This is a genomic window from Streptomyces sp. NPDC093568, assembly GCF_044764945.1.
Lineage (GTDB): Bacteria > Actinomycetota > Actinomycetes > Streptomycetales > Streptomycetaceae > Streptomyces.
In genome coordinates, this window is sequence record NZ_JBIWJD010000005.1 from 272070 (window position 1) to 296294 (window position 24225).

Consider the following 24225-nt stretch of genomic DNA (forward strand, 5'->3'; position numbering starts at 1 on the left):
TGGACGCCGCGGCACTCCGCGACCGTGGTGCGGTCGTCATCAAGGACGGATGGACTCCGGTCGGATACGAACCGACACATCAGGCCGCTCCCGCATCCCCATCCTCCTTACGCCGAAAGGGTGTTGAGGCGTGTGCGGCCTTACTCGCAGAGTAGCTTGTTGTCCAGGCCAGGTATAGGGTGCTCCCATAAAACAACCTTCAATCCGGACCCATCATTTTGCTGCATCGCAATCTGCTAGGTAGCAGAAAGCAGCACCCGACTCCCTGCCCCGCTCGGCCGTCCAGCTCTCTGACATGCATAGGCATGCTCAGCGCGGCAGCCCTTTGGGAGCTGCCATGCAGGGACTTGGCCATCTGCTACCTAGCAGACCGCATGCCGCAACAGGAGGTATAGCTATCATGAGCGCGCCAAGTGCGGCCGAGCAGCGTCTCAAGCTACGGACGGAGCTGCGCAAGGCACGCGTCAGCGCCGGCCTGACGCAGCGGCAGGTGGCCAAGCAGATGGAGTGGTCCCCCTCGAAGCTGCTGCGGATCGAGTCGGGCGAGGTCAGCATCTCGGTCAACGACCTCAGGCCGCTTCTGACGACGTACGGGATCAGCGACCGGCGTCGGATCGAAGGCCTGCTCGACCTGGCGCGCGGCAGCCGGAAAATGCCCTTCGCCGAGTACCGGGACGTCTTCAAGCCCGAGTTCCTCCAGTTCCTCGCCCTGGAGGCCTCGGCGTCCGCCGCCCGGTACTTCAACTCCCTCCAACTGCCCCGCCTGCTGCAGACCGAGGAGTACACCCGGGCCATCGCCACCGCGTACGGCAGTGGCGTGACCCTCACCGAGACAGAGGAGCGCATGTTGGAGGCGCAACTCTCACGCCAGGACCTGCTGCAGAGCGAAGCCTGCCCGGATCTGTACTTCATCCTCGACGAGGCCATCCTGCACCGGCAGATCGGCGGCACGGGCGTCATGCGAGCCCAACTCCAGCGTCTCGCCGAGCTGTCCAAGCACCCCAAGGTCACCATCATGGTGGTCCCCTACACCGCGGGCGCCCATCCCGGTCTCCAAGGACCCTTCACCCTCTTCGAGTTCGCCAGCGACGAGATGCCCGACTCCCTGTTTCTGGAGAACCCGCGCGGTGACACCGTCGGTTCCAACAAGCCCGAGGAGACACGGCGCTACCTCGAACTCTTCTGGCAGCTCGAGGACCTGAGCATCAGCGGCGACATGGAGACCCTGATGCACCGCCTCATCCAGCGCATCGACAACGGCGACGACGATCTGGCCGCTCTGCTCGACACACCGCCGGAGGAGTAGCCCAGACACGCGGACCACTATCGGGCACCCCCACCGGGGGAGCCCCTTCGCCTCCGAACCTGGCGCATTTCAGCCCATTCACCTTGTCAGCAGCGGTTGTTACCCTGTGGAAAGGTGCTGTCCGCCCTTGCACCAGCGCCACCACACCGGCGGGACGGTCCGCGCCACAGGCCGGAGCCTCCCTCAGCGAAGGTTCGAGGAGGGGTTCAGTGGGCGCCTCACCGGTCTGGCACAAAAGCTCCTACAGCGGCGGCCTCTCGGGAGATTGCGTACAGATCGCGCGCACGCGCAACGGCGTCCTCGTCGGCGACTCCAAGCACCCCACCTGCCCGGCTCTTCGACTCTCCGCCTCGGCGTGGACCCGCTTCGTCGACCACGTCACCCTCGCCTCCTCGGTGCGGGCCGCCTGACGGAGCCTCTTCGGTCCACTCGTGCGGTGGAAACTCGGATGCGCGCAGCTGTGCGGGCGCGGATGATCGGCAAGTTGCACGCCATGTGGCCTCACCTTCGCGGCCACGACCCGTCGCCCTTGCCAGGAGCCCCCATGATCCGTCGCATCACCTCCCCCGCCCTCTTCCCGCCCCCGACCTACTCCCACGCCTCGGTCGTAGAGGCCGGCACCAGGCTCGCCTTTCTCGCCGGGGCCGTGCCTCTGGACGGGGACGGGAATCTCGTCGGGGAAGGGGATCCCGTACGGCAGGCCGAGCAGGTGATCCGCAACCTTGAGGAGCAACTCCGGGCGGTGGGCAGTGACTTGGGGCATGTGCTGGCGACCGACGTGTACGTCGTGAGCGGTGACACCGCCGTGCTGTCGGCCGTGTGGGAGGTCGTCGAGGCGTCGGGGCTGAGTGCCGGTCCGCATGCGTCGACGCTGCTCGGGGTGGCCTGTCTCGGTTACACCGGCCAGTTGGTGGAGATCACGGCCACGGCCGTCGTCCCCGAGCAGGCGGCGGGGACGACGCGGTGATGACCGCCGTCGCGCTGCGCCGCGCCCTTCCCACCGACGCCGGTGCCGCCGCCGACGTCTGGCTGCGGTCCTTCGCCGCCGCCCTGCCGACCGTCGTGCGGCCCCGCTCCGACGACGAGGTCCGCACGTACTTCCGTGAGGTCGTGGTGCTGTTGCGGGAGACCTGGGTCGCCGAGGCCGCCGACCGTCTCGTCGGGGTCATGGTCCTCGACGGCGAACTGCTCTCCCAGCTCTACCTCGACCCCGACTGGCGCGGGCACGGCATCGGCGACCGGTTCGTCGCGCTCGCCAAGCAGCGCCGCCCGGACGGGCTGAGCCTGTGGACCTTCCAGGTCAACGGCCCCGCCCATCGCTTCTACGAGCGCCACGGCTTCGTCGCCGTCGAGCACACGGACGGAAGCGGGAACGAGGAGCGCGAACCCGATGTGCGGTACGTGTGGCGTCCGGGGCGCTCCTGATCACGGCCGCCCCCGCCCCCACACCCGCCGCTTCGCCAACGGCCGCGCGTACCCGCCGACCCGGCTCGTCCGCAACCCCAGCTCCACCAGCGACTCGGCGAGTTTCACCGCCGCCCCCACCCCGTCGACCACCGGAATCCCCAGCTTCTCCCCGACGGTCCGCTGCAGCCCGGTCATCCCGGCGCACCCCAGCACCAGCACCTCGGCACCCGCGTCCCGCGCCCGCTCGGCGGCCGCGAGGAACGCCGACTCGGTGCGCTCGCCGTCCTCCAGTTCCAGCACGCCGAGTCCCGTGCCGACCACCGCGGCGCAGTTGCGGCCCACCCCGGCCGTCTCCAGGCTGTCCTCGATCTGCCCGCGGGACCGCTCCAGCGTGGTCACGACCCCGTAGCGGCGCCCGAGCAGACAGGCCAGATGGGCCGCCGCCTCGGTGATGTCGACGACGGGGACGTCCACCAACTCCCGGACGCCCTCGCGCCCGTGCTCCCCGAAACCGGCCATGACGACCGCGTCGTACGCGGGCCCGTCGTACGTGCGCAACGCGTCCAGTACGGCGGCCGCCGACAGATAGCTGTCCAGCCAGCCCTCCGCCGACTCCGGCCCCCACCGCGGGGTCAGGCCGGTCACGGTGGTGCCCGGGCCTGCCGCGGCCCGGGCACCTCGTACGATCTCCTCGGTCATCTCCTGCGTGGTGTTGCAGTTGGTGACGACGATCCGCACGTCCTTCAGACCTCCCGCACCACGGATCCGGTGGCCTCGCGCTCGTCGCGGCACAGCACCAGGTACAGCCCCGCCGCCAGCGCCGTACCGATGAACCAGGAGTACGGCGCCACGTCGCCGAACGTCTTCACCAGCGCCAGCACCGCCGCGACACCCGCCGCCGGCAGGAACGCCCACAGCGCCTTGGGGTTGACGCCCTTGCGGTAGTAGTAGCGCGAACCCGGCTCGGCGGAGAAGAGCTCGTCCACGTCCACGCGGCCCCGCTTCACCAGGTAGTAGTCGACCATGATCACGCCGAACAGCGGACCGAGGAAGGCGCCGAGGCCGCCCAGGAAGTAGTTGACGACCGTGGGGTTGGAGAAGAGGTTCCACGGTGTCACCACCAGCGCCGCCACCGTGCTGATCATGCCGCCGACCTTGAAGGTGATCTTCTGCGGCCAGACGTTGGCCAGGTCGTACGCCGGTGAGACGAAGTTGGCGACGATGTTGACGCCCATGGTGGCGATGGCGAACGTCAGCGCGGCCAGGACCAGCACCCAGGTGTTGCCGACCTTCGCCACCAGCTCCGCCGGATCCGTGATGGCCTCGCCGAACACCTCCAGCGAACCGGCCGTGACGATCACCGAGACGACCACGAACGCCGTCGAGTTGATGGGCAGGCCCCAGAAGTTGCCCTTGCGGACCGTCCGGTAGTCGGGCGCGAAGCGGGAGAAGTCGCAGAAGTTGAGCATCAGCGTGCCGTACGTGGCGAGGATCAGGCCGATCGCGCCGAACCACTGCCGCCACTGCTCGCCGACGGAGACCGGGTGCGGGGTGGTGGTGAGGGAGATGGTCCAGCCGGCCTTCGCCAGCACCCACACCGCCAGCGCGATCATGACCACCCAGATCGCCGGTCCGCAGAAGTCCTGGAACTTGCGCACCGACTCCATGCCCTGGCTGATGATCAGCGCCTGGATGAGCCAGAGGGAGAGGAAGGAGACCCAGCCGAGCGCGTGCAGGCCGAGGAAGGAGCTGTGCGTCCAGGACTCCAGCCCCGGCCAGGCGGCCAGCAGCATCACGTTCACCGCGACCGAGGCCAGGTAGGTCTGGATGCCGTACCACATGATGGCGATCACGGCCCGGATCAGCGCCGGGATGTTGGCGCCCCAGACACCGAAGCTGATGCGGCTGACGACGGGGAACGGCACGCCGTGGCGCTGGCCGATCTTCCCCATCCAGTTCATGCCGATGTAGATGAGCACGAAGCCGACGAGCAGGGAGGTGAAGACCTGCCACACGTTCATGCCGAGGACCAGCAGACCGGCCGCGAACGTGTAGTTGCCGAGGTTGTGGACGTCGGACATCCACAGGGCGAAGAGGTCGAAGACCTTCCAGTTGCGCTTGCCGGCGGGCGCGAGGTCTTCGTTGGTGAGCCGGGGGTCGGGGACGAACGGCGCTGTGCCGGTGGCTTCGGCACGGTCGGCGAGGGACACGGGGCCTCCAGGAGCGAGGGGACGAAGGAGGACTGATATGGCGAGAACTACGACTGCCGCGCGCTTTTGGTATACCAAACTGCCGTCATCGTCCTCCCGTCAACCGTTCGGACGGATATCGCTGCTGTTAACGCTTCGTAAAACGCGCTCCGGGTCGGCGAAGATGGGCCCCATGACGAAGATCGAACCGCTCGGAGCGATCCGCGAGCGCGTCCTGGCCACCCTGCGGCAGGACATCATCGCGGGCCGTCTGCGCCCCGGCGACCGCCTGGTCGAGCGCGAGCTGGCCGACCGCTTCGGCGTCTCCCGGGTGCCGGTCCGCGAGGCGATCCGCGCACTGGTCGCCGAGGGGTTCGTCCACTTCGAGACGCCGCGCCGTACGGTCGTACGGCGGCTGACCCCCGCCGATGTCAAGGAACTCTTCGAGCTGCGCGAGGCGTTGGAGGTGTACGCGGCCGGACTCGCCGCGTCCCGGGCGACGGCGGAGGACCTGGCCGAGCTGCGGGAGCTGCTGCGCGGCGCGGCGCGGGCCACCGAGGCCGGGGACGCCGAGCGGATCACCGACGTCAACACCCGGTTCCACAACAGGATCCTGGCCATGGCCGGCAACAGCCTGCTGACCTCGGTCATGGAACCGGTCGACGGCCGCCTGCGCTGGCTCACCCGGCAGAACGAGGAGTGGCCCCAACTCCTCGAAGAGCACAAGGACTTGTACGAGGCGATCGCATCCGGCGACCCGGAGCGCGCCCGCGCCCACACCCTGAGCCACGTGCAGGCCAACTACCGCTCGACGGTCCGGCACCTCTTCGGCGAGGACCCTACCTGAGCTCCGCCGCCCGGGCCGCCGCCCGCAGGACCTCGCGCAGCATCGCGGGGGTGAGCCGGCCGGTGAAGGTGTTGCGCTGACTGACGTGGAAGCACCCGAAGAGTGCCAGGGCGCCCCCGTCGGCCCCGTCCAGCGCGACCCGCGCCCCGTGCGCGAACGCCGGCCGCGGCCTGGGCACCTGCCATCCCGCCTCCGCCAGCGCGGGCAAGGTCGCCTGCCAGCCGAAGGCGCCCAGGACGACGACCGCGCGCAGCGTCGGCCGCAGCAGCCGCAGCTCCTGCAGCAGCCAGGGCCGGCAGGTCTCGCGCTCGCCCGGGGTGGGTTTGTTGTCGGGCGGGGCGCAGTGCACGGGGGCCGTGACGCGGACGCCGTACAGCTCCAGTCCGTCGTCGACGGCGACGGACGTGGGCTGCGAGGCGAGCCCCTCGTCGTACAGCGCCTGGTAGAGCACGTCACCGGAGCGGTCCCCGGTGAACATCCGGCCGGTGCGGTTGCCTCCGTGGGCCGCCGGGGCGAGCCCGACGATCAGCAGCCGGGCGTCCACCGGGCCGAATCCGGGCACCGGCCGGCCCCAGTACGTCTGGTCGGCGAAGGCGGCGCGCTTGGTGCGGGCCACCTCCTCACGCCAGCCGACCAGCCGCGGGCAGGCCCGGCAGCCGGAAACCCGCAGGTCGAGTTCGGTGAGGGCGTCCACAGCTCCACCGTACGGCCGTCAGCTCCACCAGCAGACCGCCGGCTCCGCCGTAAGGCCGTCGCCGCCCCGGGTGAGGACTAAGGTCGAGGCATGGCTTCCCAGGATGACGAGGAGAAGGGCGGCAGCGCGGCCGACGAACAGCGGCCGGACGCGACGAACGCCGAACAGGCCGACGACCCGAAGCTCGCCGCCGCCGTGGCCGCGGCCGAGGCGGCCGGTCCGCACAGCGGCGAGTCCGTGCGGGTCGACAGCTGGATCTGGGCCGTGCGTCTGGTGAAGACCCGCTCCATGGGCGCCTCCGCCTGCAAGGGCGGGCACGTGCGCGTGAACGGCCAGAGCGTGAAGCCTTCCCACTCCCTGCGCATCGGCGACGAGGTCCGGCTGCGGCAGGAGAACCGGGAGCGGGTGGTCATCGTCAAGCGGCTGATCCGCAAGCGGGTCGGCGCCCCGGTCGCGGTCCAGTGCTACGTCGACAACTCGCCCCCTCCGCCGCCGCGCGTGGCCGTCGCCCCGGCCGGCATCCGCGACCGCGGCACGGGCCGCCCCACCAAGCGGGACCGGCGCGAGCTGGAACGCCTGCGCGGACTCATGGGCGGCGACGCGGGACGACCGCAAGGACGCTGACACACGTCGGCGGCGTCCGGCGGGCCGCACAGGCCCGGGCCGGACGCCATCGACGGGTGTCGGTGTCGTACGTCGTCGTCGCGCGTCCAACGGCCGCGTCGGCTCACGCCCGCCGTCGCACCAGCCGCAGCAGATCGGCGTTCGAGCTCCGCCGCGCCCAGGCGATCAGGGTGAGCGGCACGATCAGGATGAGCGGTGTCGCCGCGTTCTCGCCGCCGAAGGCGGTGATCGTCACCACGAACGCGCCGACCATCAGCGCGCTCAGCGCCATCGCGGCCACCGACTGCAGCACCGGGATCAACAACGCGACGGCACCGGCCAGTTCGAGGGCACCGATGGTGTACATCCCCGCGCTGCCCCAGCCGAGCTCGTCGAAGCCCTCGGCGGCCGACGGGTGCGCGATCAGCTTGGGCAGGGCGCTGGCGATCCCGTAGAAGAGGGCGAGCACGATCTGCAGACCGCGCAGGGCGATGCGGGCGCGGCGCCCGCGCGGGGTCGCGGACTCGGCTATGACGGTGCGGGAAGGGGCGGAGGCGGCGGTGGTGACGGGGGCGGTGGTCTCGGACATGGGGATCTCCTGTGTTCAGCGGTCCGTGGTGCTGTCACAGAGGTAGACCGGCGCTCGCTCCCGAACTCATCGCCGTAGGAGGGGAATTTCTACGCGCCCCCGCCGAACGGCAGCCACCCGTGCCCCACGTACCAGTGCCCGCCCGCCCGCAGATGGTCCCCGACGGCCCGCTCCACGGCCGTCCGGCGGGGCAGGCTCTCGATCGGCAACTCCGGGTCCCCGAAGACGAATTGGACAGGCTCGGTGTCGGCCGGTTCCCGGTCCTCGCGCAGGACGCGGAAACGCTTCTGGAAACGGACGATGTTGGAGTTCTCCGGAAGGTACTCGCCGAGCTGTGTGTCCAGCAGCCAGGAGTGGCAGGTCGCCACGCGGTACCGCTCCCGCGGGAAGTGCAGCGGGAAGAACTCCCTGGCCAGCGACAGGGACCGCTCGACGGCGACCGGGGACAACGGCCCCTGGAAGTCGGGTATGTGGAGATTGAGACACGGTGTGTCCGGGCCGGCGTCGAGTCCGGCCGCCGCGAGTCCGGTCCCGGTCCGCTGTCCGAGCCGTGCCCGTTCGAACTGCAGCCGGCCCAGCTGGTACAGCTCACCGCGGAAGTGATGGATGAGCCACCAGGGGGCCTGCAGACCCGCCCGGCCGTGCCGCCTGCGGTGCACGGCCATGTTCCGCCCGAGGTCGGCGAGGGTGCGCCGGGAGACGTCGGCCGGGATGCCGTGCTCCCGGTGAAAGGCACGGGTGTACGGCAGCGCCGCGACGAACACGTACACGGGGAAGCAGCGCTGCAGGGCACCCGAGGCCCAGTCGAGGTCGGGCAGGTCGACCGGGCCGCCGACCTCGCCGATCCCCCGGACCAGCTCGTCGACGGACCGCCGCAGGAACTGCCGCAGCTCCGGGTCGTCCGTCACCCGCCGGGCCATCCGCACCAGGTCGTTGACGTCCTCGTGGGGTACGGAGAGGTCGAGCAGCACCTCGGCCAGTTCATCGGTGTCCGGCAGCACAGGGCCCCCTGCCTGGAGAACGAGGAGTACGTTGCAAGAAGAAGCGGTGATGTGGATGCGTACGGGCAGTGAGCCGATGACGGCACGCAGTGCGCTGCGGGTCCGCTTCTGGCTGTGCGTGTGGGGCGTGGTCTGGGCGGTCTTCGGCACCGTCGCGTTCGCGCTCGCCGGGCGGCCGGGCTGGGCGATCGCCTGCGGGGTGCTGTGGCTGGTGATCACGATCGACCTGGCCATGGTCCTCAGGCACATCCACCAGGGCCCGCACTACCAGCCGGGCCGCGACATTCCGCCGTACCTCCCGCCGGAGGAGCGCTCCTACCACCCGCACGGACCACCGCCGTGGAGCGGACCACACGGCACACCGCCGTGGAACGGACCGCAGCAGCCCCCGCCGGACAACCACCGCCCCTGATCGCGCCGAGGGCAGCCCACCCCGTCGCCGCTCACGCGTCGAACCGCGCCGCCTTCAGATACTGCGGGTTCGGGTCGAGCGCGGCGGCCAGCCGGAAGTGGCGCTTGGCCTGGTCGTGCCGGCTCTGCCGCTCATAGGTGCGGGCGAGCGCGAAGTGCGCGAACGCGTTGTCCGGCTCACGCTCCAGGACGATGGTGAACTCCAGCTCGGCGGGCCTCAGTTGGGCCGCCGCGAAAAACGCCCGCGCACGCAGCAGCCGCGCGGCGGTGTTCTCCGGGTGCGCGTCGATGACCCCGTCGAGCAGCTTCACCGCGCCCCGCGGGTCCCGCGCGGCGAGCAGTTGCTCGGCGGCGCGGAAGTCGATGACATGCGTCTCCGGAGTACGTCCGGTCGAACCGCTGGTCTCGGGCACGGCAGAGTCCTTCCCTCACTGGGAGGATTAACGCGCGATCGGAACACGCCTATTCCTGGGGCGAGGGGGACTACCGGCCCTCAGGAGCCCCATGGGCCCGCCGCACCAGCTCGTCCCATACGTCCTTCACGCGCCGCCGGAGCTCTTCCAGCGGTACGTCGTTGTCGATCACGATGTCCGCGATCTCCCGGCGTCTCTCGCGGGTCGCCTGCGCGGCCATCCGCGCGCGTGCGTCCTGCTCGGTCATGCCGCGCAGGCCGACGAGCCGGTCGAGCTGGGTCTCGGGGCGGGCGTCGACGACGACCACCACGTCGTACAGCGGCGCCAGGCCGTTCTCCGTGAGGAGCGGGACGTCGTGGACGACGACGGCGTCCTCGGCGGCGGCCTCCTCCAGCTCGCGGGAGCGGGCGCCCACCAGGGGGTGCACGATCGAGTTCAGCACGGCGAGCCGGTCCGCGTCGGCGAAGACGATCGACCCGAGTCTGGGCCGGTCCAGAGAGCCGTCGGCGGCGAGCACGTCCTCGCCGAACGCCTCGACGACGGCGGCGAGACCGGGCGTACCGGGCGCGACGACCTCCCGCGCGATCCGGTCCGCGTCGATCAGCACGGCTCCCTGCTCCACGAGCAGCCGTGACACCTCGCTCTTGCCGGCGCCGATGCCGCCGGTCAGGCCCACCTTCAGCATGACCGACAGCTTAGGTCCTGCCACTGACAGCGCACCGGGCAGGACCGGTCGCCGCTCAGCCGTCGCCCTCGCGCTCCGCCAGGAAGCGCTCGAACTCCCGGCCGATCTCGTCGGCCGAGGGGATGTCCACCGGCTCGGCGAGCATGTTGCCCCGGCTCTCGGCGCCGGCGACCGCGTCGTACTGGTGCTCGAGCCCTTCGACGAGGTTGGTGAGCTCCTCGTCGCCCTCGCGGATCTGGCGGTCGATCTCGTTCTGTGTGCGATGGGCGTCGGTGCGCAGGGAGTGCGCGACGGCGGGCAGGACCAGTCCGGTCGCCGCCGTGACGGCCTCGAGGACGGTCAGGGCCGCGTCCGGGTACGGGGAGCGGGCGATGTAGTGCGGGACGTGCGCGGCGACGCCCAGGACGTCGTGCCCCGCCTCCATCAGCCGGTACTCCACGAGGGCCTCGGCGCTGCCGGGCACCTGCGCCTCCTCGAAGGGGCTGGTGTGGCCGGGGACGAGCTCGGTGCGGTTGCCGTGCGGGGTGAGGCCGACCGGGCGGGTGTGCGGGACGCCCATCGGGATGCCGTGGAAGTTCACCGACAGCCGGACGCCGAGCCGCTCGACGATCTCCTTCACGGCCGCGGCGAAACGCTCCCACTCCACGTCCGGCTCGGGTCCGGACAGCAGCAGGAAGGGCGCGCCGGTGGCGTCCTGGACGAGCCGCACCTCTATGGCGGGCACCTCGTAGCCGGCCCAGCGGTCGCGCTTGAACGTCAGCAGGGGCCTGCGGGCGCGGTAGTCCACCAGCCGGTCGTGGTCGAAGCGTGCGACGACCTGGTGGGGCAGCGAGTCCAGGAGGCCGTCGACGATCTGGTCGCCGGTCTCACCCGCGTCGATGTATCCGTCGAAGTGGTAGAGCATGACAAGACCGGCCGACTCCTGGGCGAGCGCCATGTCGACGACGGCGAGGCCCTTCGGCTCCCATGCGTACAAACCCTGCGGATCAAGCACTATGACCGCTCCTCCTCGTGTCCACATGTGACAACGCCCTTACGGGCGGCGGCATTCCCGAGGAGGAGGGGTTCATGATCTTGCCGGACGAACGACGAAGGGACCGCACCCCGAAAGGTGCGGCCCCTCAGCCAAGAGCTACTGCTCAGTGAGCGTCAGCTCAGCTCTGACCACCGGCCAGCTTCTCGCGCAGTGCGGCAAGCGCCTCGTCCGAGGCCAGCGCGCCGCTGTTGTCGGCACCCTCGGAGGAGTACGAGCCACCGGACGCGGCCGGAGCCGCACCCGCCGCGTCGCCGCCCTCGGCGGCAGCCGCCGCGTCGGCCTCGCGGGACTTGATGACCTGCTGCTGGTGCTGCTCGAAGCGGGTCTGCGCCTCGGCGTACTGGCGCTCCCACTCCTCGCGCTGCTTCTCGTAGCCCTCGAGCCAGTCGTTGGTCTCGGGGTCGAAGCCCTCGGGGTAGATGTAGTTGCCCTGGTCGTCGTAGGACGCGGCCATGCCGTACAGGGTCGGGTCGAACTCGACCGAGGCCGGGTCGGCACCGAAGGACTCGTTGGCCTGCTTCAGCGAGAGGCTGATGCGACGGCGCTCGAGGTCGATGTCGATGACCTTGACGAAGATCTCGTCGTTGACCTGGACGACCTGCTCCGGGATCTCCACGTGGCGCTCGGCCAGCTCGGAGATGTGGACCAGACCCTCGATGCCCTCGTCCACGCGGACGAACGCACCGAACGGAACCAGCTTCGTGACCTTGCCGGGCACGACCTGGCCGATCTGGTGGGTGCGGGCGAACTGCTGCCACGGGTCTTCCTGGGTCGCCTTCAGCGACAGGGAGACACGCTCGCGGTCCATGTCGACGTCGAGAACCTCGACGGTGACCTCCTGGCCGACCTCGACAACCTCGGAGGGGTGGTCGATGTGCTTCCAGGACAGCTCGGAGACGTGAACCAGACCGTCGACGCCACCCAGGTCCACGAAGGCACCGAAGTTGACGATCGAGGAGACGACGCCGGAACGGACCTGACCCTTCTGGAGGGTGGTGAGGAACGTCTGGCGGACCTCGGACTGGGTCTGCTCCAGCCAGGCACGGCGGGACAGGACCACGTTGTTGCGGTTCTTGTCCAGCTCGATGATCTTGGCCTCGAGCTCCTTGCCCACGTAGGGCTGGAGGTCGCGGACGCGGCGCATCTCGACCAGGGAGGCCGGGAGGAAGCCACGAAGGCCGATGTCGAGGATGAGACCACCCTTGACGACCTCGATGACGGTACCGGTGACGATCCCGTCCTCTTCCTTGATCTTCTCGATGGTGCCCCAGGCACGCTCGTACTGGGCGCGCTTCTTCGAGAGGATCAGGCGGCCTTCCTTGTCCTCCTTCTGGAGAACAAGGGCTTCGATCTCGTCACCGACGGCGACGACCTCGTTGGGGTCGACGTCGTGCTTGATCGAGAGCTCGCGGCTCGGGATAACGCCTTCGGTCTTGTAACCGATGTCGAGCAGGACCTCGTCCCGGTCGACCTTCACGATGACGCCGTCGACGATGTCGCCGTCGTTGAAGTACTTGATCGTCTCGTCGATCGCGGCGAGGAAGGCTTCCTCGTTACCGATGTCGTTGACCGCTACCTGCGGGGTGGTGGCGGTGGTCTCGGTGCTGCTCGTCATGTGGGAAAGGGCTCCGGTACGGACATTGAAGTCGTAGGTACTGCTTACGCCGGGAGCCCGTTTCGCTCTGAAGAAGCCGGACAGCCAAGGAAGCGCCACGCGAAAAGCTCGTGGCGCCTCGAGAACCGAGGGGACATACAACAGATGCGAGCGCAGCCTGCTACGTCTGAGGTGCGCAGGCCCGCAGCGCAACTTGTAGCATACGGGGGCAGCCGGACAGGGTCAATGCGCGAAGCCGCACACCCGGGGCGGATCGCCCTATACCCGGCACAAAACCTGTCTCTTGAGGCCACGTGGGCCTTGGGCAGTCCCTTTCGTGACACCGCCGCGAGGGGCCGCGCCATTCAGGTGACGGAAGAGTACGACGAGGGAGCCGATCATCCAAGAGTACGAACCGGAGGCCACGCGGCGTGAGTCCGGCGTCGCGGAGAGCTCGCGGGCCAACCGGGGCTGGTGGGACCGCAACGCGGACGAGTACCAGGTCGAGCACGGCACCTTCCTGGGTGACGACCGCTTCGTGTGGGGCCCCGAGGGACTGGACGAGGTGGAGGCCGAGCTGCTGGGTCCGCCGGAGGAGCTCAAGGGCAAGGAGGTCCTGGAGATCGGCGCCGGCGCGGCGCAGTGCTCGCGCTGGCTGGCCGCGCAGGGCGCCCGCCCGGTCGCCCTGGACCTCTCCCACCGTCAGCTCCAGCACGCGTTGCGCATCGGGGGCGCGTTCCCTCTGGTGTGCGCCGACGCGTGCGCGCTCCCCTTCGCCGACGCCTCCTTCGACCTGGCGTGCTCGGCGTACGGGGCGCTGCCGTTCGTGGCCGACCCGGTGCTCGTCCTCAAGGAGGTGCGCCGCGTCCTGCGCCCGGGCGGACGCTTCGTCTTCTCGGTCACCCATCCCCTCCGCTGGGCCTTCCCCGACGAGCCGGGTCCCGAGGGCCTGTCCGTCTCGGGCTCCTACTTCGACCGCACGCCGTACGTCGAGCAGGACGAGGCGGGTGAGGCGGTCTACGTCGAGCACCACCGCACGATCGGCGACCGGGTGCGGGACGTCGTGGCGGCCGGGTTCCGGCTGGTGGACCTGGTCGAGCCGGAGTGGCCGGCCTGGAACACCTCGGAGTGGGGCGGCTGGTCGCCGCTGCGCGGGAACCTGATCCCGGGGACGGCGATCTTCGTCTGCGTACGAGACTGAGAGCGTGATCCGTTACGACGCCCTGGACGCACTGCCCGTACGCGGCGCCCTGCCCGCTCTGACCGACGCCCTGGCCGGGCACGGCACAGCGGTGCTCGTCGCGCCGCCCGGCACCGGCAAGACGACGCTGGTGCCGCTCGCGCTCGCCGGGCTGCTCGGCGAGGGACCGGCACGGCGGGTCGTCGTCGCCGAGCCCCGGCGGATCGCGGCACGGGCCGCCGCGCGGCGGATGGCGTGGCTGCTGGGCGAGAAGGTCGGCGGGAGCGTCGGCTACACCGTCCGCGGGGAACGCGTCGTCGGCCGCCACGCGCGCGTGGAGGTCGTCACGACCGGTGTGCTGCTCCAGCGCCTGCAGCGCGACCAGGAGCTCGCGGGTGTGGACGCGGTGATCCTCGACGAGTGCCACGAGCGGCATCTGGACGCGGACACGGTGGCGGCGTTCCTGTGGGACGTACGGCAGGCGCTGCGGCCGGAGCTGCGGCTGGTGGCCGCGTCTGCGACGACGGACGCGCAGGGCTGGGCACGGCTGCTGGGTGACGCCCCCGTCGTCGCGGCCGAGGGCACCGCGCACCCCGTGGAGGTGGTGTGGGCCCCGCCCACGCGTCCCGTACGGCCGCCGCACGGCATGCGGGTCGACCCGGCGCTGCTGGCACACGTGGCGTCGACGGTACGGCGGGCGCTGGCCGAGCGGGCGGGGGACGTGCTGTGCTTCCTGCCCGGTGTCGGCGAGATCGCGCGGGTGGCCGGGCAGCTCGGTGATCTCGGGGACGTCGAGGTGCTCCAGGTGCACGGGCGGGCCCCGGCGGCCGTGCAGGACGCGGTGCTGGCCCGCGGGGAGCGGCGCCGGGTGGTGCTGGCGACGTCCGTGGCGGAGTCGTCGCTGACCGTTCCCGGGGTGCGGGCGGTCGTCGACTCCGGGCTGGCGCGCGAGCCCCGCGTCGACCACGCGCGCGGGCTGAGCGCGCTCACGACGGTACGGGCCTCGCAGGCCGCCGGGCGCCAGCGCGCGGGGCGGGCCGGGCGTGAGGCGCCGGGCGCGGTGTACCGCTGCTGGGCCGAGGCGGAGGACGCGCGGCTGCCGCGCTTCCCGTCACCGGAGATCAAGGTGGCCGACCTGACGGCGTTCGCGTTGCAGACGGCGTGCTGGGGCGATCCTGAGGCCGCCGGGCTCGCGCTGCTGGACGCACCGCCCGGCGGGGCGATGGCGGCGGCGCGGAGCGTACTGACGGCCATCGGGGCGGTGGACGCCGACGGGCGGGCCACGGCGCGGGGCACGGCGATGGCACGGCTGGGGCTGCATCCCCGGCTGGGGCGGGCGCTGCTGGACACCTCCGGTGCGGGTGCCGAGGTGGTCGCGCTGCTGAGCGAGGAGGCCCCGAGGGAGTACGGGGACGACCTGGCCGCCGCGCTGCGGGCGGCCCGGCGCGGCGGTGACGCCTACGCGGGGCGGTGGCGTGCGGAGGTGCGGCGGTTGCGGGCGGCCGGCGAGAGCGCGGCGCCGGACGCGGTGGACGACCGCGCCGTGGGCCTCGTCGCAGCACTCGCCTTTCCCGAGCGTGTCGCGAAGGCGGACGGCGGTTCCTATCTCATGGCTTCCGGCACGCGCGCCGAGCTCCGTGAGGGCAGTCCGCTGCGGGGTGCCCCGTGGATCGCCGTGGCCGTCGCGGACCGGCCCGTCGGCAAGGGGCACGCGCGCGTGCAGCTCGCCGCCGCGGTGGACGAGGACACGGCCCGGTCGGCGGCGGCCCCGCTGTACCGGGAGAGCCAGGAGGTCCACTGGGCCGACGGGGACGTCGTCGCCCGGCGGGTCGAGCGGCTGGGGGCGATCGAGCTGGCGGCGCGGCCGTTGCGCGACGCCGACCCCGCCCTCGTACGCGACGCCCTCCTCGACGGGCTGCGGCAGGAAGGGCTCGGCCTGTTGCGGTGGGCGCCCGACGCCGTCGTACTGCGGCAGCGGCTCGCCTTCCTGCGTCTGCACCTCGGAGAGCCCTGGCCCGACGTCGCCGACGAGGCGCTGCACACGCGCGTGGACGAGTGGCTGGAGCCCGAGCTGGGGCAGGCCCGGCGGCGGGGCGACCTCGGGCGGATCGACGCGGGGCAGGCGCTGACCCGGCTGCTGCCGTGGGCCTCCGGGGAGGCGGGCCGGCTCGACGAGTTGGCGCCCGAGCGCATCGAGGTGCCGAGTGGGTCCAGGATCCGGATCGACTACGACAACCCCGAACAGCCCGTCCTCGCCGTGAAGTTGCAGGAGATGTTCGGACTGCACGAGTCGCCCGCCGTCGCCGGGGTCCCGCTCCTGGTGCATCTCCTCTCCCCCGCGGGACGCCCGGCCGCCGTCACCGCCGACCTGGCCTCCTTCTGGAAGGACGGCTACAAGGGCGTACGGGCGGAGCTGCGCGGCCGCTATCCGAAGCACCCGTGGCCCGAGGACCCCGCGGGCGCCGAGCCGACCCGGCACACCAACGCCCGGCTCAGGCGGTGACCGGCTCCGGTTCGGTGTCCCTCGTCGGCTCCGGGTCGCCGGGGCGGCGTCCGCGTGCCTCCAGGTAGAGGGAGAGCGCAAGGAGCAGCAGGCCCAGGGCCAGGAAGCTCCAGGGCAGGTACGACGTCATCAGCAGGACGAGGGTGCGGTTGGACTTCACCAGGTCGACCGTGGAGACGATGTAGTCCTCGCGCATCTTCACGTGACCCGCGAACGCCGTCACCTTCTCCCGGCCGCCGAGCAGGGTGCCGCCGCGCAGTTCCTCCTTGTGGATCTCCTCGCCGTAGACCGGGGCTCCGGTGAGGGGTTCGACCCAGAACTTGCGGACGGTCGTGTACCAGCGGGTGGTGCCGGTCTTGGCGACGGACTCCGGCGTTATGCCCTGGACCGGCATCGTCCTGGGGAACGTCACCTTGGTCCACGGGATGGTCTGCTCGAAGTAGTAGACCTCGACGCCGCGGAAGTCCTGGGTGCCCTTGTAGTGGATGGGGGCGGTGATCCGTGCCTGGGCGTCGAAGTACTCGTAGTCCCGTTTCTCCGTCAGGAAGGGCCACTTGAACTCGATGCCCTCCCGCTTCACCGGGTCGCCGTCGACCATCTCCCCGGTGGCGTGCACGGGCTCCTGGGTGTGCGCGTCGAAGATGTAGCGCTCGGGGATCTTGGAGACCATCTTGCCGTCGGGGCCGACGACGTACGACAGGCCGTCCCAGACGACGACGTCCTTCCCGGCCGTCTTCTCGATCTTCTCCGAGGCTTCGACGTCGCCTTTGAGCGTCTGCACGATGGTGACCTTGGAGACCTTGCGGGCCTTCATGGTGCCGTAGTCGAGGAGGGTGGCGTCCTTCGCCTCCAGGACCATGTCCTGGTACTGGTTGGCCGGGATCTTGGCCAGCCGCGGGAAGGCGTACCAGCGCAGCAGCGGGGACAGGGCCGCGAAGAACACGGCGAGGGCGAGCAGGATCAGACTGGCCTTGCGGCGCATCTCGGCCTCCCTCCCGGACGGGTGGTTACGGGTGTGCGGGCACCGTCGTCAGCAGCGGCTTCGGGGACGTCTCGCCGGACGGGGAGCCCATCGCGGTCAGCCCGAGGACGAGAGCGAGCGCGGCCGCGAGACCGGTCGCGGCGGCGATCAGGGCGCGCATACGGGCCTCCCGGCGATCTCGGAGCCGACACAGCCGACGCATCTGATACTTCGTCAGGTCCGGGCACCGTAGCAACGCGCGGGCGAGATGAGAACACGTTGCACACACAACGAAGGGCGCCCTGTCCGCCGTAGCGGAAGGGCGCCCTCGGGCGGAAGCCTCGGTGGCTACGCGCTCGGGCTCGGCGAGGCCGAGCCGGAAGCCGACTCCGTCGGGGTCGGGCTGGGCGAGGTCTCGGCCGCCGCCTCCACCTTGAGCTCCACGGTCAGCGTCGCGCCGCCCGCCGTGGTGATGCGGAGCAGATAGGTGCCCGCGGTGTCGTCCGCGTACAGCTTGGGCAGCTTGAGCAGGCCGTCCGCGTCCGTGGTGAGGTCGGTCAGGGTGCGAACGGGCTTGCCGTCGGCGTCCTTGAAGTAGGGGCCCTTGTCGTTCTCGGCCGGGTCGTCGGCCGACTTGATCAGGGTGGCGGTGGCCGCGACCTTGTCGGCCACTGCGCCCTTGTAGGTCGCCTTCACCTCGACCTGGTCGGCGAACTCGCCGCCCACCGTGCAGGTCAGCGCGGCGTCGCTGGTGCGGGCCAGGGTGTCGGCGGCCCGCTCGGTGACGGTCGCCCTGAAGTCGAAGGTGATCGAACGGCCGACGAGCGTGGCACGGACGACGAATTCGCCGGTGGTCTCGCCCGCCTCGAGCGCGGGCGCCGTGGCCTGGCCGGTGGCGCCGGTGACGGCGGTCGCGTACTTCTCGCCGTTGCTGAAGGTGGCGTCGGTGGCGCCGACGATCGTGAAGCGGACGCGGACCTTGGCGACGGGCGTGCCCACCCTGGTCTCGGCGCGGGTGCCGATCCGCTCGGTGAAGGTGTCGCCCGCCATCGCGGTGAGCTTCCCCGTGCCCGCGTTCTCCAGGTGGTGGACCGTGTCGGTCGGGGTGGGGGTGGGCGTGGGCGTCGGGGTGGGCGTGTCGGGAGGCGTCGGCTTCGGCGTGGGGCTCGTGGAGCCGCCGTTGCCGCCGGGCTTGGTGCCGGGAGTCGTCGGCGTCCTCGGCGTCGTGGGCGTCGGCGAGGGGCTCGCGCCCGTCGTGGCGTCGCTGCGGCCGCTCGGGAGGGAGCCCGTGCCGTCCGGGATCTCGTGGGTGCCCTTGCGGTAGTACTCCAGCCACCTCATGACGAGGTTGAGGTAGTCCCGCGAGTTGTTGTAGCTGAGGATCGCGCGGTCGAGGTCGCCCTGGGTCGACAGGTCCCAGCCGTTGCGGCACAGGTAGTGCCCGGCGGCGAGAGCGGCGTCGTAGATGTTGTTGGGGTCGCTCTTGCCGTCGCCGTTGCCGTCGCGGCCCGCCCACTCCCAGGTGGACGGGATGAACTGCATCGGGCCCACGGCGCGGTCGTAGGTGCTGTCCCCGTCGTAGGCGCCGCCGTCGGTGTCGCTGATGCTCGCGAAGCCGTTGCCGTTGAGCTGGGGGCCGAGGATCGGGGAGAGCGTGTTGCCGTCGGCGTCCACGCGGCCGCCGCGGGCCTGGCCGGACTCGACCTTGCCGATGGCGGCCAGCAGTTGCCAGGGCAGATTGCAGCCGGGCTTGGCCTGCCGGAGCGCGGTCTCGGCCTTCTTGTACGCGTCGAGGACGGTCGCGGGGATGCCCGCCTCGCTCTCGCCCGGCGTGACGGGGGTGGTGCCGGTGGTCGGCGAGGGGTTGGGACTGTTGAGCGGCGGCAGGTCCGTGTAGTACGGCGAGTTGCCGGTCGCGCTGTCCTCGGCGGGCGCGTCCGGGGAGGGCTGGGTTCCGGTGGTGACTCTTCTGCCGGCGTCGTCGGTGGTCACTCCCGGAGCCTGGGAGGCGGCCAGTGCCGCTACGACGACCGCGGCGACGGTGGTGTTCACCGCGCCCTTGCGGAGCCTGCCGAATTGCGCCGCCATGTAGTGGACCCCTCCCGTGGACGCCCGAGCGCCCGTCTGTTTCTGCCGAGCTCGCCTTGCTCGCCCCTGTAGTGACGATCGACCCGCCGCCACAGTTGCCCTCGCGGCGCGCTTTCGTCGACGTTCTTCCGTCCGACCGCGCTCCGCCGCCGCGGCGACCCAGGCGACCCTACGACAACTTCCTTTGCAGGGTCACCCGTTGGTGCCCGATTTTTACCGCTTGGTCATGTGAGAGCTGTCCGTCGTACGCCCCTCATACTGGCTACGCCGACACCGGGGCCGACCCGTCCCGCCAAGACCTCACGCGAGGAGCCCCGTTGCCGTTCACGCTCAGCCATGCGGCGGCCGTACTGCCCGCCGTGCGCACGGACGGAACCGGCCGGGCCGGGCTCGTGCCCGCCCTGCTGGTGGCGGGTTCCTTCGCTCCCGACATGACCTATTACGCGGCGAGTGTCCTGCCCGGCGCGATGGAGTTCGGCGATGTCACGCACTCGTTCGCGGGCGTGTTCACGGTCGACGTGGTGGTCGCCTGGGCGCTGGTGGGCCTGTGGTTCCTGCTGCGTGAACCGCTGGTGGCGCTGCTGCCGGCCGGGCGCCGGGCGCGGCCGGCCACACTGCTGCGCTGCGGGGCGCCCCGGGCGCGTGTCCGGCCGTCGCTCGCGCTGCGCTGGTACGCCTCGGCGGCGCTCGGCGCGCTGACCCATGTCGTGTGGGACGCCTTCACCCATCTCGACCGGTGGGGCATGCGGCTGTTCCCCGTACTGGGCGAGGAGATCGCCGGCTCGCCTCTGTACTGGTACCTCCAGTACGGCGGTTCGGCGGTGGCGGCGGTCGTCATCACCGCGTTCGTATGGGCGGCGCTACGGCGGACTCCCGCGGCCGCGCCCGTCGGCGTTCCGGTGCTCTCGGTACGGGACCGCTGGCTGGCCGGCGCGGTGATCGGCGGGTTGGCCGTGGTGGCGGCGGTGCAGCGGGCGTCGCGCTGGTGGGCGTACTGGGGGTCGACCGCCAAGTACTGGGAGCTGATTCCCACGCTGTGCTTCGGCGCGGGCGCGGGACTCGTGCTCGGGCTGCTGCTGTACGCCGTCGGGGTCAGGGTGTGGCGTCCGGCTCCGCTTCCTGGCAGTGCGGGTGCGGGTGCGGGTGGGACCGGGAAGGAGCCGAGCCGTCCTGCGGCTCGGTGAGGGTGCGGGCGGCGGTGGCGAACACCGTGACGATGCGGGTCAGGCGGCGCCGGAGGTGCGCCGTGGTGTGCCGCAGGGTGCTCATCGGGTCGGTGGGGATGCGGGCGGTGCTCGCGCCGGGGGCCAGGGCCGCGACCGGGGGTCGCGCCGGGGGCGGGAGCTGATCGGCGGTCGCTTGCGCCGGCGCCGGGGCCGTCCGGCGGTGGAGCGTGCGTATACCCATGAGCGCATCCTTACGGGCCTTGGGCGGGGGGAGCGCTTTGGCGGGGGCCACGCGAGTGACGGGGCCCTCCGGGGGTGGGGCGGGGCCTTCGCGTCTGCCGGGTGGGGGTTGGTTTGGGGCCGCGGGTGGTCTTTGGCTGGTCGCGCAGTTCCCCGCGCCCCTTTGGGGCGCGCTGTCGTCGGCCTTGGCGGAGGGCCACCCCATGCCGGGGCGAGGGCCTTCGCGTCTGCCGGGTGAATGTTCGTTTGGGGCTGCGGGCTGTCTTTGGCTGGTCGCGCAGTTCCCCGCGCCCCCTTGGGGCGCGCTGTCGTCGCCCTCGGCGGAGGGCCACCCCCATGCCGGGGCGAGGGCCTTCGCGTCTGCCGGGTGCGTGTTGGTTTGGGGCCGCGGGCTGTCTTTGGCTGGGCGCGCAGTTCCCCGCGCCCCCTTGGGGCGCGTTGCCGTTGCCCTTGGCGGAGGGCCCCCGTAGGAACACGGGATGCCGGGCCAGTTGGAAGGCTGGCCCGGCATCGATGCGTGGTTCTGTCGCCGGAGGCTAGTGTGCCGCCGACTCCCAGTCCGGGCCCGCGCCTACCGAGACGCCCAGGGGGACCTTGAGGTCGACCGCGTTGGACATTTCGCGGCGGACCACCGTCTCGGCCGCCTCGCGTTCGCCGGGGGCGATCTCCAGGACGATTTCGTCGTGGACCTGGAGGAGCATGCGGGAGGTGAGGTTCTCCTCGCGCAGGGCCCGGTCCACGTTCAGCATGGCGATCTTGACGATGTCCGCCGCCGTGCCCTGGATGGGCGCGTTGAGGGCCATGCGCTCGGCCGCCTCGCGGCGCTGGCGGTTGTCGCTGTTGAGGTCGGGGAGGTAGCGGCGGCGGCCGAACAGCGTCGCCGTGTAGCCCGTCGCCCTCGCCTCGTCGACCGCGCGGCGCAGATAGTCCCGTACGCCGCCGAAGCGCTCGAAGTAGGCGTCCATCAGGGCGCGGGCCTCGCCGGCGTCGATGTTCAGCTGCTGGGAGAGGCCGAAGGCCGACAGGCCGTACGCCAGGCCGTACGACATGGCCTTGATCTTGCGGCGCATCTCCGCGTCCACCGCGCCCGGCTCCACGGCGAAGACCTGCGAGGCGGCCGTGGTGTGCAGGTCCTCGCCCGAGGTGAACGCCTGGATCAGGCCCTCGTCCTCGGAGAGGTGCGCCATCACGCGCAGCTCGATCTGGCTGTAGTCCGCGGTCATCAGGGACTCGAAGCCCTCGCCGACCACGAAGCCCCGGCGGATCGCCCGGCCCTCGTCGGTGCGGACCGGGATGTTCTGCAGGTTCGGGTCCGTCGAGGACAGCCGGCCCGTCGCCGCCACCGTCTGATTGAAGGTGGTGTGGATACGGCCGTCCGCCGCGATCGTCTTGATCAGGCCCTCGACGGTGACACGCAGCTTCGCCTGCTCGCGGTGGCGGAGCATGATCACCGGCAGTTCGTTGTCGGTCTGGCCGGCCAGCCAGGCGAGGGCGTCGGCGTCCGTGGTGTAGCCGGTCTTCGTCTTCTTCGTCCTGGGCAGGGCGAGCTCGCCGAAGAGGACCTCCTGGAGCTGCTTGGGCGAGCCCAGGTTGAACTCGTGCCCGGCCGCGGCGTGCGCCTCCTTCACCGCCTGCTGGACGGCGCCGGCGAACATCTGCTCCATGGCCTCCAGGTGGGGCCGGTCGGCCGCGATGCCGTGCCGCTCCATGCGGGCCAGCAGGGCGGAGGTCGGCAGCTCCATGTCGCGCAGCAGGTCGGCGGCGCCGACCTCCTCGAGGCGGCTCTCGAAGGCCTCGCCCAGGTCGAGGACCGCGCGGGCCTGGATCATGAGCGCCTCGGCCTCGGCGCCGTCGTCGGCACCGAAGGCCAGCTGGCCGTCGGCAGCGGCGGCGGGGGCCAGCTCGCGGTGCAGGTACTCCAAGGACAGCGCGTCCAGGTCGAAGGAACGCCGGCCCGGCTTGACCAGGTACGCGGCGAGGGCGGTGTCCATGCGGACGCCCTCGATGCTCCAGCCGTGCTCGGCGAAGACCCGCATCGCGCCCTTGGCGTTGTGGAAGACCTTCGGCCTCGCGGCGTCGGCCAGCCATGCCGCGAACGCCTTCTCGTCGGCCTCGTCCAGCTGTGCGGGGTCGAACCAGCCGGCCGTGCCGTCGCCCGCCGCGAGGGCGACCTCGGCGACCGAGCCGGTGCCGAGCGCCCAGGTGTCGACGGTGGCCACGCCGAGCACCTCGCCGCCGTGCCGGGCCAGCCACGGGGCCAGCTCTCCGGTGCCGAGCACCGAGCCGTCGATCTCCACGCCGTCGGTCGCGATCGGGGTGGTCTCGGCCTCCTCGGCGCCGGGGTCGACGCCGAAGAGCCGCTCGCGCAGGGAGGGGTTCCGGATCTCCAGGGTGTCCAGGATCATCGCCACGGCCTTGCGGTCGTACGGCACGCGCGCGACGTCGGCGACGGTCTTGGACAGCTCGACGCCCCGCTCAAGCTCGGTCAGCCGGCGGTTGAGCTTGACCGCCTCCAGGTGGTCGCGGAGGTTCTGCCCGGCCTTGCCCTTGACCTCCTCGACCCGCTCGACCAGCTCCGCGAACGAGCCGAACTGGTTGATCCACTTCGCGGCGGTCTTCTCACCGACGCCCGGGATGCCCGGGAGGTTGTCGGACGGGTCGCCGCGCAGGGCCGCGAAGTCGGGGTACTGGGCGGGCGTCAGGCCGTACTTCTCGAAGACCTTCTCGGGGGTGAAGCGGGTCAGCTCGGAGACGCCCTTGGTCGGGTACAGCACCGTGGTGTGCTCGCTGACCAGCTGGAAGGAGTCACGGTCGCCGGTGACGATCAGCACCTCGAAGCCCTCGGCCTCGGCCTGGGTGGCGAGGGTGGCGATCACGTCGTCGGCCTCGAAGCCGTCGACCGCGAACCGCGAGACGTGCATCGCGTCGAGGAGCTCGCCGATCAGCTCGACCTGCCCCTTGAACTCGTCCGGGGTCTTGGAACGGTTCGCCTTGTACTCGGTGAACTCCTCGGAGCGCCAGGTCTTGCGGGACACGTCGAAGGCCACCGCGAAGTGCGTGGGCGCCTCGTCGCGCAGGGTGTTGGCCAGCATCGACGCGAAACCGTAGATCGCGTTCGTGGGCTGGCCCGTCGCGGTCGTGAAGTTCTCCGCGGGGAGCGCGAAGAACGCCCGGTAGGCCAGCGAGTGCCCGTCCATGAGCATCAGGCGGGGCCGGCTGCCGCCGGAGTTGCTGTCGGTCTTCTTCGATGCTGTCTCTGCCACGCCCCCGATCCTGCCACGCCCCACTGACACTCGGTCCCCGTCGGGGGCC

General features: G+C 71.2%; 23 protein-coding genes and 1 pseudogene. 10 read left to right on the plus strand and 14 right to left on the minus strand.

Going from position 1 to position 24225, the window contains the following annotated elements:
- Positions 1 to 400: 400 nt before the first annotated feature.
- From ACIRD7_RS21910 to ACIRD7_RS21925, 4 genes are all read left to right on the plus strand, one after another.
- A complete protein-coding gene (locus tag ACIRD7_RS21910) occupies positions 401 to 1306 on the plus strand; it encodes a helix-turn-helix domain-containing protein (RefSeq protein ID WP_403455671.1) in 906 nt (301 codons plus the stop codon).
- Positions 1307 to 1515: 209 nt separating this feature from the next.
- On the plus strand, positions 1516 to 1716 hold the full coding sequence (locus ACIRD7_RS21915; RefSeq protein ID WP_403455673.1) for a DUF397 domain-containing protein: 201 nt from the start codon (positions 1516 to 1518) through the stop codon (positions 1714 to 1716).
- A gap of 134 nt (positions 1717 to 1850) precedes the next feature.
- On the plus strand, positions 1851 to 2273 hold the full coding sequence (locus ACIRD7_RS21920; protein WP_403455675.1) for a RidA family protein: 423 nt from the start codon (positions 1851 to 1853) through the stop codon (positions 2271 to 2273).
- On the plus strand, positions 2273 to 2731 hold the full coding sequence (locus ACIRD7_RS21925; protein WP_403455678.1) for a GNAT family N-acetyltransferase: 459 nt from the start codon (positions 2273 to 2275) through the stop codon (positions 2729 to 2731). The genes ACIRD7_RS21920 and ACIRD7_RS21925 overlap by 1 nt, the downstream gene beginning before the upstream one ends.
- Here ACIRD7_RS21925 and ACIRD7_RS21930 read toward each other — a convergent pair whose 3' ends face one another.
- A complete protein-coding gene (locus ACIRD7_RS21930; protein ID WP_403455679.1) occupies positions 2732 to 3451 on the minus strand; it encodes an aspartate/glutamate racemase family protein in 720 nt (239 codons plus the stop codon).
- A gap of 5 nt (positions 3452 to 3456) precedes the next feature.
- Positions 3457 to 4923 carry an NCS1 family nucleobase:cation symporter-1 gene (locus ACIRD7_RS21935; RefSeq protein WP_403455682.1) on the minus strand — a complete coding sequence of 489 codons (1467 nt, stop codon included), beginning with the start codon at positions 4921 to 4923 and terminating at the stop codon, positions 3457 to 3459.
- A gap of 172 nt (positions 4924 to 5095) precedes the next feature.
- Between ACIRD7_RS21935 and ACIRD7_RS21940 the strand changes: the two genes are divergently transcribed.
- Positions 5096 to 5749 (plus strand): GntR family transcriptional regulator, encoded by a 654-nt coding sequence (locus tag ACIRD7_RS21940; protein ID WP_403455685.1) that lies wholly within the window; start codon positions 5096 to 5098, stop codon positions 5747 to 5749.
- Here the strand turns inward: ACIRD7_RS21940 and ACIRD7_RS21945 are convergent.
- Positions 5742 to 6443 (minus strand): uracil-DNA glycosylase, encoded by a 702-nt coding sequence (locus ACIRD7_RS21945; RefSeq protein ID WP_403455691.1) that lies wholly within the window; start codon positions 6441 to 6443, stop codon positions 5742 to 5744. The genes ACIRD7_RS21940 and ACIRD7_RS21945 overlap by 8 nt on opposite strands.
- A gap of 90 nt (positions 6444 to 6533) precedes the next feature.
- On the opposite strand from ACIRD7_RS21945, the gene ACIRD7_RS21950 reads away from it, so the two are divergent.
- Entirely contained in the window at positions 6534 to 7067 is a 534-nt protein-coding gene (locus ACIRD7_RS21950; protein ID WP_403455693.1) for an RNA-binding S4 domain-containing protein, read from the plus strand.
- Between the two features lie 103 nt (positions 7068 to 7170).
- Here ACIRD7_RS21950 and ACIRD7_RS21955 read toward each other — a convergent pair whose 3' ends face one another.
- On the minus strand, positions 7171 to 7635 hold the full coding sequence (locus tag ACIRD7_RS21955) for a DoxX family protein (protein WP_403455696.1): 465 nt from the start codon (positions 7633 to 7635) through the stop codon (positions 7171 to 7173).
- 89 nt (positions 7636 to 7724) lie between these two features.
- Positions 7725 to 8636: an acyltransferase domain-containing protein gene (locus ACIRD7_RS21960; RefSeq protein WP_403455698.1), complete on the minus strand. Its 912-nt coding sequence runs from the start codon at positions 8634 to 8636 to the stop codon at positions 7725 to 7727.
- A 55-nt stretch (positions 8637 to 8691) separates the two neighbouring features.
- Here ACIRD7_RS21960 and ACIRD7_RS21965 point away from each other — a divergent pair.
- Positions 8692 to 8949 (plus strand): annotated as a pseudogene (locus ACIRD7_RS21965) (DUF6343 family protein); the annotation flags it as partial.
- Between the two features lie 130 nt (positions 8950 to 9079).
- Here the strand turns inward: ACIRD7_RS21965 and ACIRD7_RS21970 are convergent.
- The 4 genes from ACIRD7_RS21970 to rpsA all read right to left on the minus strand — a co-directional run bounded on the left by ACIRD7_RS21970 (position 9080) and on the right by rpsA (position 12796).
- Positions 9080 to 9460 (minus strand): tetratricopeptide repeat protein, encoded by a 381-nt coding sequence (locus ACIRD7_RS21970; RefSeq protein WP_403455701.1) that lies wholly within the window; start codon positions 9458 to 9460, stop codon positions 9080 to 9082.
- Positions 9461 to 9530: 70 nt separating this feature from the next.
- Positions 9531 to 10145 (minus strand): dephospho-CoA kinase, encoded by a 615-nt coding sequence (gene coaE, locus ACIRD7_RS21975; RefSeq protein WP_403455703.1) that lies wholly within the window; start codon positions 10143 to 10145, stop codon positions 9531 to 9533.
- A 55-nt stretch (positions 10146 to 10200) separates the two neighbouring features.
- Positions 10201 to 11139, minus strand: coding sequence for a PAC2 family protein (locus ACIRD7_RS21980; protein WP_403455705.1), 939 nt, complete (start codon positions 11137 to 11139; stop codon positions 10201 to 10203).
- Between the two features lie 160 nt (positions 11140 to 11299).
- On the minus strand, positions 11300 to 12796 hold the full coding sequence (gene rpsA / locus ACIRD7_RS21985) for a 30S ribosomal protein S1 (protein ID WP_403455708.1): 1497 nt from the start codon (positions 12794 to 12796) through the stop codon (positions 11300 to 11302).
- 376 nt (positions 12797 to 13172) lie between these two features.
- On the opposite strand from rpsA, the gene ACIRD7_RS21990 reads away from it, so the two are divergent.
- Together ACIRD7_RS21990 and hrpB are read left to right on the plus strand one after the other, a co-directional pair.
- The gene (locus ACIRD7_RS21990; RefSeq protein ID WP_403456388.1) at positions 13173 to 13976 is read left to right on the plus strand and encodes a class I SAM-dependent methyltransferase; all 804 of its coding nucleotides are present in this window, start codon (positions 13173 to 13175) and stop codon (positions 13974 to 13976) included.
- Positions 13977 to 13980: 4 nt separating this feature from the next.
- Positions 13981 to 16458, plus strand: coding sequence for an ATP-dependent helicase HrpB (gene hrpB / locus ACIRD7_RS21995; protein WP_403455710.1), 2478 nt, complete (start codon positions 13981 to 13983; stop codon positions 16456 to 16458).
- On the opposite strand, the gene ACIRD7_RS22000 is transcribed toward hrpB, so the two are convergent.
- The 3 genes from ACIRD7_RS22000 to ACIRD7_RS22010 all read right to left on the minus strand — a co-directional run bounded on the left by ACIRD7_RS22000 (position 16448) and on the right by ACIRD7_RS22010 (position 19507).
- A complete protein-coding gene (locus ACIRD7_RS22000) occupies positions 16448 to 17440 on the minus strand; it encodes a DUF3068 domain-containing protein (RefSeq protein WP_403455712.1) in 993 nt (330 codons plus the stop codon). The two genes, hrpB and ACIRD7_RS22000, sit on opposite strands and share 11 nt — an antisense overlap.
- A 25-nt stretch (positions 17441 to 17465) precedes the next feature.
- Entirely contained in the window at positions 17466 to 17600 is a 135-nt protein-coding gene (locus tag ACIRD7_RS22005) for an SPW_0924 family protein (RefSeq protein WP_403455713.1), read from the minus strand.
- Between the two features lie 167 nt (positions 17601 to 17767).
- Positions 17768 to 19507, minus strand: coding sequence for a lytic murein transglycosylase (locus ACIRD7_RS22010; RefSeq protein ID WP_403455716.1), 1740 nt, complete (start codon positions 19505 to 19507; stop codon positions 17768 to 17770).
- A 317-nt stretch (positions 19508 to 19824) separates the two neighbouring features.
- Between ACIRD7_RS22010 and ACIRD7_RS22015 the strand changes: the two genes are divergently transcribed.
- On the plus strand, positions 19825 to 20691 hold the full coding sequence (locus tag ACIRD7_RS22015) for a DUF4184 family protein (RefSeq protein ID WP_403455718.1): 867 nt from the start codon (positions 19825 to 19827) through the stop codon (positions 20689 to 20691).
- Here ACIRD7_RS22015 and ACIRD7_RS22020 read toward each other — a convergent pair.
- Positions 20600 to 20914, minus strand: coding sequence for a hypothetical protein (locus ACIRD7_RS22020; protein WP_403455720.1), 315 nt, complete (start codon positions 20912 to 20914; stop codon positions 20600 to 20602). The genes ACIRD7_RS22015 and ACIRD7_RS22020 overlap by 92 nt on opposite strands.
- Before the next feature lie 535 nt (positions 20915 to 21449).
- A complete protein-coding gene (polA, locus tag ACIRD7_RS22025) occupies positions 21450 to 24176 on the minus strand; it encodes a DNA polymerase I (protein WP_403455722.1) in 2727 nt (908 codons plus the stop codon).
- Positions 24177 to 24225: the final 49 nt, after the last annotated feature.

Bases quoted from the DNA above. Each gene is read 5' to 3' on its own strand.
- ACIRD7_RS21955 (WP_403455696.1), bottom strand. From the start codon at position 7,635: ATGTCCGAGACCACCGCCCCCGTCACCACCGCCGCCTCCGCCCCTTCC.
- rpsA (WP_403455708.1), bottom strand. From the start codon at position 12,796: ATGACGAGCAGCACCGAGACCACCGCCACCACCCCGCAGGTAGCGGTC.
- ACIRD7_RS21910 (WP_403455671.1), top strand. From the start codon at position 401: ATGAGCGCGCCAAGTGCGGCCGAGCAGCGTCTCAAGCTACGGACGGAG.
- ACIRD7_RS21950 (WP_403455693.1), top strand. From the start codon at position 6,534: ATGGCTTCCCAGGATGACGAGGAGAAGGGCGGCAGCGCGGCCGACGAA.
- ACIRD7_RS22020 (WP_403455720.1), bottom strand. From the start codon at position 20,914: ATGGGTATACGCACGCTCCACCGCCGGACGGCCCCGGCGCCGGCGCAA.
- ACIRD7_RS22005 (WP_403455713.1), bottom strand. From the start codon at position 17,600: ATGCGCGCCCTGATCGCCGCCGCGACCGGTCTCGCGGCCGCGCTCGCT.
- ACIRD7_RS22000 (WP_403455712.1), bottom strand. From the start codon at position 17,440: ATGCGCCGCAAGGCCAGTCTGATCCTGCTCGCCCTCGCCGTGTTCTTC.
- ACIRD7_RS21925 (WP_403455678.1), top strand. From the start codon at position 2,273: ATGACCGCCGTCGCGCTGCGCCGCGCCCTTCCCACCGACGCCGGTGCC.
- ACIRD7_RS21940 (WP_403455685.1), top strand. From the start codon at position 5,096: ATGACGAAGATCGAACCGCTCGGAGCGATCCGCGAGCGCGTCCTGGCC.
- coaE (WP_403455703.1), bottom strand. From the start codon at position 10,145: ATGCTGAAGGTGGGCCTGACCGGCGGCATCGGCGCCGGCAAGAGCGAG.
- ACIRD7_RS22010 (WP_403455716.1), bottom strand. From the start codon at position 19,507: ATGGCGGCGCAATTCGGCAGGCTCCGCAAGGGCGCGGTGAACACCACC.
- ACIRD7_RS21920 (WP_403455675.1), top strand. From the start codon at position 1,851: ATGATCCGTCGCATCACCTCCCCCGCCCTCTTCCCGCCCCCGACCTAC.